The sequence below is a fragment of the Streptomyces sp. NRRL F-5123 genome (assembly GCF_000721495.1).
Classification (GTDB): Bacteria; Actinomycetota; Actinomycetes; order Streptomycetales; family Streptomycetaceae; genus Actinacidiphila.
Genome location: NZ_JOHY01000008.1, coordinates 28,037 through 41,042 on the forward strand (window position 1 = coordinate 28,037; position 13,006 = coordinate 41,042).

General features: G+C 67.8%; 5 protein-coding genes. 2 read left to right on the forward strand and 3 right to left on the reverse strand.

Translation table 11 applies throughout. The features are described from left to right. Window positions 1-368: 368 nt before the first annotated feature. The gene (locus IH54_RS0109750; RefSeq protein ID WP_159011766.1) at window positions 369-7,349 is read left to right on the forward strand and encodes an RHS repeat-associated core domain-containing protein; all 6,981 of its coding nucleotides are present in this window, start codon (window positions 369-371) and stop codon (window positions 7,347-7,349) included. Then, window positions 7,346-7,813 (forward strand): hypothetical protein, encoded by a 468-nt coding sequence (locus IH54_RS0109755; protein WP_031514941.1) that lies wholly within the window; start codon window positions 7,346-7,348, stop codon window positions 7,811-7,813. The genes IH54_RS0109750 and IH54_RS0109755 overlap by 4 nt, the downstream gene beginning before the upstream one ends. Before the next feature lie 1,063 nt (window positions 7,814-8,876). Here IH54_RS0109755 and IH54_RS0109760 read toward each other — a convergent pair. The 3 genes from IH54_RS0109760 to wrbA all read right to left on the reverse strand — a co-directional run bounded on the left by IH54_RS0109760 (window position 8,877) and on the right by wrbA (window position 12,995). Beyond that, window positions 8,877-9,569: a TetR/AcrR family transcriptional regulator gene (locus IH54_RS0109760; protein ID WP_043180389.1), complete on the reverse strand. Its 693-nt coding sequence runs from the start codon at window positions 9,567-9,569 to the stop codon at window positions 8,877-8,879. A 181-nt stretch (window positions 9,570-9,750) separates the two neighbouring features. Next, window positions 9,751-12,057, reverse strand: coding sequence for an LLM class flavin-dependent oxidoreductase (locus IH54_RS0109765; RefSeq protein WP_031514945.1), 2,307 nt, complete (start codon window positions 12,055-12,057; stop codon window positions 9,751-9,753). Between the two features lie 320 nt (window positions 12,058-12,377). Further along, on the reverse strand, window positions 12,378-12,995 hold the full coding sequence (gene wrbA / locus IH54_RS0109770; protein WP_031514947.1) for an NAD(P)H:quinone oxidoreductase: 618 nt from the start codon (window positions 12,993-12,995) through the stop codon (window positions 12,378-12,380). Between the last annotated feature and the right edge of the window lie 11 nt (window positions 12,996-13,006).

Here is a 13,006-nt window from a genome sequence, read left to right on the forward strand (position 1 = left end):
TGTGCATGGGGTTGCCCGGTTCGCCCTTCGAGGTGCTGTGAATCGTTTCGATATCGTGATCATGTCAGGAGTGGGATGCGAATAATGACGGAGTCGTCCCCATCGGCACCCGGGTCGACGGCGTGCCATGATCGCTCGGCTGCGGACCCGTAGGGGTCGCGGTAGGTCATGACGGGCCCTCGTCGGCCCGCAGGTGGGGGTGGGTGCAAACCATGGCGCGGATAGCGTGGATCGGCCGGAGGACGGGTCGTCGAGGGGTACGGCTGCGGCGTTGGGCCGGTGCCGCATCGGTGATGGCCCTGACGCTGTCCCTCGTTGGTGCCGGTGGTCCGGCGGTGGCGAAGCCGGCCCGCGCCGGGGCGCCGGCGGTGAAACAGAGCGCGGCTGTCACCGGGGGCAAAGTCGTCGGGCACAAGGCGGTCAAGGTCGAGGACCAGACGAAGCGCGCCTACCACCCCACAGCGATCACGTGGCCGGCCGCTGCCTCCGGCGCTGCCGCGCTGACCTTGCCCGCGGCCGGGCAGCATCAGGGAGCCAAGGCGAAGGCCGCCGGTACGCCGGTGTGGGCGCGCGCGGTCGCGCCGAAGAAGGGCTCGTACCGCGGTCCGGGTGGTGTGGACGTGCGCGTCCTGCCGCACGCCGACGCCTCCCGGCTGGGCGTGACGGGCGTGGTGTTCACCGTCGGCGCGCAGGTCGGCGGCCTGGGCGATGTCCAGGTGGGCCTGGACTACGCCGGTTTCGCCCAGGCTTTCGGCGGCAACTACGCCTCCCACCTGCAGCTGGTGCGGCTGCCGGCGTGCGCGCTGACCGACCCGGGGCGGGCGGAATGCCGTACGCAGACGCCCCTGCACACCACGCACGACGGCGCGGCCAAGAGTCTCGCGGCCGACCTGAGCCTGAGCGGGGCGTCTGGCACAGCCTCGGGGACGACGGCAGCGCAGGCCTCTTACGTCACCGGTTCTCAGGCCGCCGCTGTGCAGCCGATTGTGCTCGCGGCAACGGCAGGGTCGGACGCGGACGGCGGTGAGGCGGGCAGCTACAGCGCCACCGCCTTGAAGCCTGAGGGCTCGTGGTCCGGTGGCGGGTCGACGGGCACGTTTTCCTACAGCTATCCGATGTCCGTGCCTGGTGCGTCGTCGACACTGCTGCCGACGGTCGGGCTGTCCTACGACTCCGGCGCACTCGACGGCCAGACCTCTTCCACCCAGGCGCAGGCCTCGTGGGTGGGTGACGGGTGGGGCACCCCGGACAGCTACATCGAGCAGACGTTCGCCTCGTGCTCGGACAGCCCCGAGGGCACCGCGTCGCCGGTGTCCACCAGTGACCAGTGCTACGACGGCCCGATCCTTACGCTGTCGCTGAACGGCTCGTCCACCGCGCTGGTCTACGACAAGACCGCGAAGACCTACACCGCGGCGGACGGCAACGGTGAGAAGGTCACTCACGTCACCGGTTCGGGCAACGGCACGGGGACGTACAACACGGACTACTGGGTCGTCACCGAACGCACCGGCATGAGCTACATGTTCGGCCGCAACCAGCTGCCGGGCTGGTCGTCGGGCAAGGCCACCACGCACTCGGTGGACTCGATGCCGGTGTACTCCGCCCATTCGGGCGACCCGTGCTACAACTCCGCAGGGTTCACCTCGTCGGTGTGCACCACGGCCTACAAGTGGCACCTGGACTACGTCACCGACACGCACGACAACGCGATGGCGTACTACTACGCCCAGGACACCAACTACTACGGCCGCAACAAGGGCGCCGACAACGTCTCCTACGTCCGCGACTCGCACCTGACCCGGATCGACTACGGCTTCCGCGCCGGCGGCGCGTACAGCACGGTGCCGGACCAGGTGGTGTTCGGCACCGCCGGGCGCTGCACCCTCGACACCTGTGATGCGCTGTCGAAGACGACGGCGCCCACGCAGTACCCGGACGTTCCGTACTACCTGGCGTGCGCGTCGGGGGAGACGTGCGCGGCCTACTCGCCGTCGTTCTACTCCACCGTCCGCCTGACCTCGATCACGATGCAGCAGTACTCGACGTCGGCGTCTAAGTACCTGCCCGTCGACACCTACACCCTCGGCCAGAGCGAGCCCGCGACCGGCGACGGCACCTCGCCGACGCTGTGGCTGTCGTCCATCACCCACACCGGCAACGACACCTCCGGCGGCGGCTCCACCTCATCGATCAGCCTGCCGAGCGTCACCTTCGGCGGCATCGACCTGGCCAACCGCGTCGACACCTCGTCCTTCCCCGGCCTGTACCGCTACCGCATCTCGTCGGTCACCAACGAGATGGGCGGCATCACCGGCATCACCTACGACCTGCCCGACGCCTGCACCGCCGCGTACGTGGCCTCGGCCGACCCCGCCCAGAACACCAAGTCGTGCTACCCGGTCTACTGGACGCCGAAGGACTACACCTCCCCGGTGCGCGACTGGTTCGAGAAGTACGCGGTCACCCAGGTCCTGGAGACCGACACCACCGGCGGCGCGGTCGCCCAGCAGACCAACTACGCCTACAGCGGCGGCGCTGCCTGGCACCACGACGACAACGAGGTCGTCAAGGCCAAGTACCGCACCTGGGGCCAGTTCCGCGGCTACGGCACCGTCACCACGCTGACAGGTGACGGCGCGAACGACCCGCAGACCAAGTCGGTGTCCACGTACTACCGCGGCATGGACGGCGACTGGCTGTCCGCATCCTCGACCCGCTCGGTCACGCTCACCGACTCCCAGGGCGGCGTCCACCGCGACACCGACCAGCTCGCCGGCAACGCCCTGGAGCAGACCGCCTACACCGGCGCCGGCGGGACCATCGACCACTCCTCGATCAGCTCCTACTGGGTCTCCCCGGCACTGGCCACCCGCACCCGCACCGGCCTGCCGGACCTGACCGCCAACACCGTCAAACTCGCCGAGGGATGGAGCCGCCAGGCCCTTACCGACGGCGGCACCACGAAGTGGCGCTACACCGAGACCGACAACACCTACGACGACGACCCGGCACACACCACCTTCGGCGAACTCACCTACAGCTACAGCCACACCGTCCCGGTGAACACCGCCTACGACCGCTGCGCCGCCACCACCTACGCGCCCGCCAACACCTCCACCAACCTCGCCGGACTCGTCGCCTCCCAGGAGACCGACACGGTCGCCTGCTCCGGCTTCACCGAAGGCACCGTCGCCACCGTCCCGAAGACCCTCAACACCCTCGGCGCGCCTGCCTCGGTCAACCGCCCCGACCAGGTGGTCTCCGCGACCCGCACCTTCTACGACGACACCGCCTTCGCCACCACCTTCCCGCAGACCACCGCCCCCACCACGGGCGACGTCACCATGGTCCGCCAGGCCTCCGGCTACGCGGCCGGAGCCTTCACCTGGCAGACCGCCCAGCGCAAGACCTACGACATCTATGGCCGCCAGCACGACTCCTACGACGGCAACGGCAACAAGACCACCATCGCCTACACCGTCAACAGCCTCGGCCTGACCACGAGCCACACCGTTACCGACCCCGCGTCCCATCAGGTCGTCCAGACCGACGCCCCCGCCCGCGGCGAAGTGTTGTCGACCACGGATACCAACGGTGTGGTCACCACCAGCCAGTACGACGCGCTCGGCCGGGTCACCGCACTGTGGCTGACCTCCCGCCCCACCACAGCCCCGGCCAACTACCTGTACAGCTACACCATCACAGCGTCCGGAGTGTCCGGAAGCACGGCGCAACGGCTCAATGACTCCCAGGGCTACGTGACGTCGCTGACCGTCTACGACTCCCTCGGGCGCACGCGCCAGAGCCAGGCTCCCACCCCCCAGGGCGGCCGGCTGATCACGGAGTCGTTCTACGACTCCCACGGCTGGGTCCGCAAGACGAACAACGCCTATTGGGATCCTGACCATCTGCCGGCGCTCCAGGTGGCCTCCTTCGAGGACTCGAAGATCCCCAGTCAGGTGCGGAACACCTACGACGGGCTCGGCCGAGTCGTCGTCGCGGACTCTGAGAAGTACTCGGTCACCAAGCAGGAGACCACCACCGTCTACAACGGCGACACCACCACGGTCATCCCGCCGGATGGCGGCGTCACCAAGGCCACCGTCACCGACCCGCTCGGCCGCACCACCGCCCTGGAGGAGTACACCTCCGCGCCCACCCTCACCAAGCCGTCCGATACCTTCAACGGGACCTGGTACGTCACCGGCGGCGCCCGCAACACCACCGCCTACGGCTACGACGGCCACGGCCAGAAGAACACCACCACCAGCGCCGGCAGCACCTGGACCTCCACCTACAACCTCCTGGGCCAGATCGACTCCAAGACCGACCCCGACGCCGGCAAAAGCAGCATGTGGTACGACGCCAACGGCAACCTCACCCAGACTGAGGACGCCCGCAGCACGTACACCTCCACCACCTACGACGCCTTCAACCGGAAGACCGCCCAGTACGCCGCGGCCACCGCGAGCCAGTCCGCGGACAACGAGACGGCCTCGTGGGTGTACGACAACGCCAACGGCGTCAGCGGCGTGACCAACGCGATCGGGCACCTGACCACCGCCACCTCCTACACCGGCGGCTACGCCTACAAAACCCAAGCACTGGGCTTCAACGTCTTCGGCGAATCACTCGGCGAGACCGTCACCATCCCGTCGGCCGCACAGGGCACGCAACTCGGCAAGTCCTACACCTTCAAGCACACCTACACCCCCACCACCGGCCTGCCCGACACGGACAACTACCCGCTGGGCAGCGGCCTCCCCAACGAGATCGTCACCCACACCCACGCCACCGCCCTTGACTTGCCCAACGGGCTCGGCACTATCGACTACGGCTACGCGCAGGACACCACCTACAACGCCTACGGCCAGGTCCTCCAGGAAGAGCTCGGCACCGGAGACAATCTCGCCTACATCACCAACACCTACGACGACCACACCGGCGCACTGACCGACCAACTGGTCACCCGCAGCGTCACCAAGGCCAAGGTCGACGAGCAGAGCTACACCTACGACGCCGCTGGCAACATCACCCAGCAGGTGTCCACCCGCCTCGGTTCCAGCACCACTGCCGAGACCCAGTGCTACGGCTACGACACCCTCGACCGCCTCGACACGGCCTGGACCGCCACAGACGACTGCGCCACCGAACCCACCGCGACCAACTCCTCCATGGTCGGCGACCCGCTCGGCGCGGCCAGCGCCTACTGGACCAGCTGGATGTTCACGGCCGGCAGCGAACGCGACACCCAGACCGAACACTCCACCACCGGCGGCGCCGACACCACCACCCACTACGCCTACGACGGCAACGGCAAGGGCCAGCCCCACACCCTCACCAGCGAGACCGCCGCCACGGGTACGAGCACCAGCGGCAGCTCCTACGCCTACGACGCCGACGGCAACATGATCACCCGCAACACCCCCGACCAGGGCAGCCAGTCCCTGACCTGGAACAACGCAGGGAAACTCACCGCTGTCACCACCCCGGATGCAGGCGTCTCCTACATCTACGACGCCGACGGCAACCTGCTGATCAAGGCCGACCCCACCAGCAAGACCCTCTACCTGCCCGGCCAGCAGATCACCCTGAACACCACCACCAACACCACAACAGCCGTCCGCTACATCGCTCTCCCCGGCGGCGGCACCGTCGTCCGCACCGGCACCACCACCCACTACAACTTCGAGATCAGCGACCCCCACGGCACCAGCGGCCTCTACCTCGACAACACCGCCCAAACCCCCACCTGGCGCCAATTCACCCCCTACGGCGCCCCCCGCGGCACCTCCACCACCTGGCTCGACGACCGCGGCTTCCTCAACAAGCCCACCGACACCACCACCGGCCTCACCACCATCGGCGCCCGCGAATACGACCCAGGCACCGGCAACTTCATCAGCCTCGACCCCCTCTTCATCGACTCCGCCCCCGAAACCCTCAACGGCTACACCTACACAGCCAACAACCCCGTCGGCCAATCCGACCCCACAGGACTGTGCGGCGGCGGCTGGGTCCAGGGCGCTCCCTGCCCCAACGAAGGCGGCTGGATCCAGGGCCCGGCAGCCGTATCAACAACGCCCGGCACCGGCGCCGGTCTGGGATCCGGCATCACCCCCACGATCCCGCTCTACACTGCGGTCAGCCCGACTGTTCTGGTTCAAGGAGACACCAAACTCCTGCATCGAATCGCCAAGGACTACGACGCCGAATACCGTAAGCACTACGGGTGGCTGAAACCTGGCGAGTCCATTACGGCCTGGGAAGACGTCCTTCTCTGGGAAGACGTGTGCGCACACGACAAGGGGTTGTGTAACCAGACGATCGTTGACGCTCTCCACCTCGCACAAATGGAGAACACGGACGACTTCACCGCCGGCCTGATGTTCTCCGAGTGCGAGTTCTCACTTGATGGGTGCGGTAAGGGTTTCGGTGGCGCTCTCGTGTATGCGACCGGTGCAGCCCAAGGATGGAGTGGCAAGGGGAGTGCGGGCCTACCGGAAACATTTGCTGTCGCACATTACGATTCACAAAACAGCGAAGTGAATCTTAGTGTGTTCTCGGGATGCAACAGCTTCGCAGGAGACACACCAGTCCTCATGCCCGACGGCAAGAGTCGCCCCATCAGCCAGGTGAAGCCAGGTGACACGGTCGCCGATTCCTCACCCGGAGTCGAAGGCGGGACGAAGGACCAGGCCCACACCGTCACCGGCACGCACGTCACGTTCAATGACCGAGACTACGTCAACGTGACCGTCGCCACGGAAGGCGGCCCGAAGTCAATCGTCGGCACGGCGCACCACCTGTACTGGGACGCGACCTCCCACTCATGGACGCAAGCCAGCCAGCTCCACGTAGGACACCTGCTCCAGACCAGTGACGGCGCCACCGCGCTCATCGTCGCGTTGCGCCCCTATGCGGCTCGTATGGTCACATACAACCTCACGGTTGAGACGGCACACACCTACTATGTGTTGGCAGGAGCCACGCCGGTCCTCGTTCACAACTGTAGTAGCGTCGATGATCTAAGCAGGAGCGCAACCGATCCACTCAATGGAAAAGCTGGTGACAGCGCAGCTTCTCGCGCCTACCAGAAGCACATGAACCGTCCAGGAACAAGCCTGATCAAGCTCAACTCTGGAAAAGATCGGGTCGACATGTCGGATTATCTCGTAAACGACTTGCTTACGAATCCCAAGTCCGCAGTTCAGAGATACACGAACCCTGAGGGTCGCAATGTCGTACGCTACCTTCTCCCTGACGTGGGTGCGGCGTGGGATGCCGACACCGATGAATTCATTGGATTCCTGGATCATGCGAACATCCGAATGGGCGCACCGTGACACATGCAGAGTATTTGAACCTCCTGCAGTTCCTGAAGATGCAGGAAGATAGCCTGATCGAAGTGTTCGTGACTTCGGCTTCGTATGAGCAATGGGTCGCTGCAATCGAAGGGCTCGCTGTGGGTGGTTTCATCCTCGGAATGAAGCATTTCGACTCGGATGTGCCGGTCGATCTAAATCCCGAAATGTTCAATGAGGGCGATAACGTTGACTACCTCCTGTCGGTCCAAGTGGGTCGGCAGTCCTGGACTACTCAGTTCTATTCATCAACACTCATTGACTTTCAAGGCGACCCCCGAAGTATTCACACGGAGAAAGACGTTGCAGACGTTGTGGAATTTATGCGAGTGATTTCTGAGGCGACTGGACAGACGGTCCATCTTTCGTCCGAGACGCTCGACTATGCGAACGCAACGGCCTACATGACAGTAGCCGCTAATGGGGCGCCTGACGGCAGTAGCTGACGGTAACGGTGGTGGACGTGTAGGGCCACCGTCGCCGGTCTCGGCGGCAGTGGCCCACCCGCAGGGGGCGCCGAGCGGGTGTCCGAGCCCCGGCAGGAGCCCGCGCAGCTCCGCGACGATTGCGAGACGGTACCGACGCTGTGGGTGCCTCGAGCCTGACCGAGGCACCCGCGTGCGCCACCCACCTGAACGCCGAGCCCCCAGCCCCGTGCCTCGGTCCGACAGACACGCCACTCGGGGGACTGGGTCTGCCGCACAAAACACACAATCGGGTACCGCCGGGCTGGCTTGCTCGGCAGTCAGGTGCCGTCAGTCGGCTGGATGAAGCTGCAGTGCTGGATCGGCGCTGGATGCGTACACCGGTGGCCCTGTTTGCGCAGGTGGCAGCCCTGGGGTCAATGTTCCGCTTCAACGTGTAGCGGGTGCCTGTAACCTAGGTGGCGCTGTTTCACAAACTTGCAGGTCAGGTGGGGTCGGCGTGAATTCACGTCGGCCCCGTCGTCGTACCGCGCGCTGGATCCGCGCTGGATGGCAGATGGGTGCACGTAGCGTTGGTCCGCGCGTTCATGCTCGGGTGAGGGTGGAACTTCACCACGGCGGTTGCCCCGCGCCGGCAGCCCGCTGGTTCCGCCTCGGTCTCCGTCTGCCGGTCCGTGACACCGGGGTCGGGCCGCGGGGACGGGTGCGCCGACGGGATGTCTGCCGGCGCGTACGCGGCAGGTTTCACAGCGGTCTCCTATCGACCACGAGTTCGTCACCAGGTTCGAGGACGCGCCTGGTACGCCTTTCCATCCATCAAACGGGAAGGCCGCTCCATATATCTCGATCGAGACGCACATCACAACGCGGGGTCGGAACACCAGGGATGGCCCCGCGCGACAGGGGCTGGGCGTTGCGGTGGGCCGTGCGCACGGGACCACACCCGACGCGCGTGCACGGCGTGGTGCGCGGTCTCATGCCCGCGGGGCGCACACCGCCCCGACACCCGCGGCACGGACGGGAGAACAGGCAGCGGCGGGCAGGCCGGCGCACGCCGGCCCTGCCCGGTGGAGGCCGGTGGGTGTCAGTGGCGGTCGGCGCCCGGGGCGTTGCGGTACATCGCCTGATCGAGCGCCTTGACGCTGGGAGGCTTCGGGAGGCGGTTGCCGGGGCGCTCGCCGTCGGGGTTCTCGAACGCCTGCATCATGTAGGCGACGAGGCGACGCCAGGCGTCGGGCGCGGTCTGGTGGGTGGCCGCGATGACACCCGCGTTGGCGGTGAGCAGGATGACCAGATCCTGGTGGGCGAAGTCCGGGCGCAGCCGGCCGGTGGCCTTAGCGCGCTGGGTGAGCGTCACGTATCCCCGGTAGGCGCTCATACGGGCCTGCTCCACGCCCTTGGCCTGGGGGAAGGTCATCGTGAGAACGTCGGCGAAGCCTCGGTCGGCGGCCTGCATGGCGCAGACGGACTCGACGTAGGTCGTGAAGCCGTGCCAGGGGTCGGGGTCGGCGAGGGCCTTCTCCGCCAACTGGCTGTAGGCGTTCATGCGCTCGGCGAACACCGCGTCGATCAGGTCGCCTTGGGTGGGGAAGCGGCGGAAGAGAGTCGCGATCCCGACGCCCGCCTCGCGGGCGACGGAGGCCATCGAGGCGCTGAGCCCCTCGCGGGCGAAGACGGTGCACGCGGCGGACAGAATGCGTTCGCGGTTGCGCGCGGCGTCGCGCCGCAGGGGCTGCGTGCGTTCGCCGGGTGGGCCGGTGCTGTCGTCGGGGTCCACACGTCCTCCATATCAAGCGGTATGGGCTATCCAATTGTCAAACAGCGATCTTCGTCCGGCCGGACGGTGGGTGCGATTCCCGGGTCTTCGCGCAGGCGGGTGCCGACGGAGTCGGGGCCGCTCCCCGTCCGGCCGCACGGAGACCGGCACGTCCCTGCGCGCCGGGCTCGAACGTCAGCCTTCAGGTCGCCTGACCGGCTCGCGTCATGGCGCTGGGGGCCGCCGTCGCGGCGAGGTTGAAGTTGCGGTTGAACACCCCGTCCGGGTCCCAGGCGGCCTTCAGAGCGCGCAGGCGGGTCAGGGTCGGCTCCGGGAAGGCGTCGAGCAGCCGGGCGGGGTCGGTGCTCGACTCGAAGCTCAGGTAAATGCCGTCGAGGAATGGGCGCAGCCGTTCCCACTGGTCGTCCAGGCGGGAGGCGTACGCGGGGGCCGTGCTCGCGATGACGGAGAACTGCTGGGTGCGGTGCGACCAGGCCATGGCGTCCTTGGAGACGTCGTGCACAGCGCCGCCCATGGAACGGAACTGCATGATCAGGACGTCGCCGGACTTGATCATCTCTTCGATGGCCGCCGCGACCTGCGGAGTGAGGTGTTCGAGCAGTCCGCTGTGCGTGTCCTCCAGGCCCTGGCCCTGATGCCGGTTCCGGGGCGGAACGATGAGCGCGTGATACGGGGCGAGCTGAGCCTGCTGGTCGAGCACGGGGGCCGCGATCAGGAACGGGGTCAGGGCGTCCTGGGCGCCCTGGACGTCATCACTCGCGTACACCACGGTGATCTGCCCGGTCACCTGGCGGCCTCGCCGCGCCGGGAACAGTGAGAGGAAGCTGGTGAGCTCCCGGGGGGCGTCCTCGACGAGCCGGCCCCAGCGGGTGAGGAAGACCGCCGTGTCGGTCGCGTCCACGGTGATCGTGGCGGAGACGACCTCCCCGACCTGCTCTGCCTGCAGTTCGAACGCCGTGACGATGCCGAAGTTGCCTCCCGCACCGCGGATCGCCCAGAACAGATCGGCATGGTGATCGGCGTCGACACGGAGCCTGCGGCCGTCGGCGACGACGATCTCGGCGGCGGTGATGTGGTCGATGGTCAGGCCGTACCGGCGCGCTAGGAAGCCGAGTCCGCCGGCCGTCGCCAGCCCACCGACCCCGACGTCACCGTAGTCCCCCGAGCTGACGGCCAGACCGTGCGGGGCGAGCGCGGCGGCGACGTCCCCCCAGCGTGCACCCGGCTCGATACGGACCCGCCGGGTGGCGGGGTCGATCACCTCGACGGAGTTCATCTTCGACAGGTCGATGACGATGCCGCCGTCGTTGGTCGACCGGCCGCTGATGCCGTGACCGCCGCTGCGCACTGATACCTCGACGCCCTGGCCGCGCGCGTAGGCCAGGGCGTCCACCACGTCGTCGGCGTTCGCGGCCTGGATGACCAGCGCCGGCGAACCGGTGCGGATGTAGGTGTGCCGTACTTCCTCATAGGCGGCGTCGCCCGGCTCCACGACCTTCGCGGCGAGTGACGGCGGGACGCTGTCGTAGTCGAGGGACGCGTGCCGTTTGGCCAGCACGACCGCCGCGCGTCGCGCCTCGGCGGGTGCGTCGGTCGCCGCGCGCTCCCGCGCCACGGCCTCACGCAGCGCGGGGCCCACCTCCTCGCCGAAGGTACGGATCAGCCTGGGGTTGTCACCACCGATGAGGAACGCCGAGAACCCGTGGTCGAGGACCAGGGGGAGCAACTCCTCGACCCACTGCTCCGGCGGCCCGTGGAGATGACCGCGGCTGGTGGCGGAGAAGTCCACGTCCAGAAGGTTCAGCAGGCGGCGGATGTCCGCGGGCTTGCGTCCCGCTTCGAGGGCCGCCTCGTCAATGATCTTGATTGCCTCGGCCATGCCGGGGCTCTGGAGGTATTCGAGCGTGGGCAGCCAGCCGTCGCCCTTGCGCCCCGTCAGCCGCAGCATCCGCGGCTTGTAGGACCCCACCCAGATACTGATGTCGTGGGCCGGGCGCGGACCGCGCTTCATCGAGGGCACCGAGTAGTGCTCGCCCGCGAAGCGCAGGGACCCGGGTTCGTCGGTCTCCCAGACGCCGCGGATGATGTCGATCGCCTCGTCGAGGGCGCCCAGTGCCTCGCCCGGCGTCAGACGCGGGCCGCCCATGCCGTGTACGGCGTGGGGGAAGGCGCCCGCGCCCAGCCCGAGTTCGAAGCGGCCCTGGGAGAGGACGTCGAGGCTCGCCGCGGCCCGGCCGAGCATGGGCGGGGGACGCAGGGGGAGGTTGGTGACGTTCGCCGAGACACGGATGCGCTTGGTCCTGGCCGCGACCCAGGTCAGCAGTGTGTGGGTGTCGAGGAGGTCGGGGTTGTACGGGTGGTCCTGGAAGGAGGCGATGTCCAGGTGGGCCGCCTCCGTCAGTTCCGCCAGCGCCACGGCTCGTGCCGGGTCGTGCGCGCTCGGGGTGATGAACGAGCCGAACGACAGCTCGTGACCGTAGTCAGACATCGCGTTCCGTTCCTTAGGTCGATTCTCAGCCGAGGGGATCGTCCATGCCCTGCGGGCATGGACGGGGTTGAGCGGGCTGTTGCGGGGGTGAGCGGGCGGGGGCGGGCGCTTCGGCGGCCGGTGGGCACAGCCTGATCCCGTGCCACGGCGGGCAGTTCGCGTCCGCTGCCCGCGTCCCACGCACTGACGCGACCGTGAGGCGGTGGCCGGCGCCGGCCCGGCGATCGGGCGGCCTTCGCCGCTGTGATCCGTGGCCCCACCGGATGCAGCCGGTGCCGGCTGCATCCGGTGTCGGGGCCGACCACCCCCAGGATGGCGCCTCAGTCAGCCAGGCCTCGCTTCAGCCCCGCCGCGATCCGGACCACGCGCTCCGCCTGGTGGCGCGCGGCGTTGCGGGTCTGGTCGCCTATCGGGTTGCTGCCCTGGGCGTCGACGTGGGAGGTGCCGTACGGGTTGCCGTCGACGAACTTCACCGGGTCGGTGTAGCCGGGGGACACGATGAGGCCGCCGAAGTGGTGGATCGAGTTGTACAGGGCGAGCAGGGTGGACTCCTGGCCGCCGTGGGCGGTGGCGGTGGTCACGAAGCCGCTGTAGACCTTGTCCGAGAGCTTGCCCTGCATCCACAGGCCGCCGAGGGTGTCGACGAACTGCTTGAGCTGGGAAGAGATGTTGCCGAACCGCGTGGGCGTACCAAAGATGATCGCGTCGGCCCACTCGGCGTCGGCCGGCGTGGCCTCGGGGATGTCGGCGCTGGCGGCAGCGTGCGCGGCCCATGCCTCGTTGGAGGCGACGGCCGCTTCCGGAGCCAGCTCGGCGGCCTTGCGCAGACGCACTTCGGCGCCCGCCTTCTCCGCTGCTTCACCGATGAGCCTGGCGATCTCGGCGGAGAAGCCGGTCGAGGAGTAGTAGATGACGGCGAGGCGGACGGGGGTGGTCATGATGGTGGTTC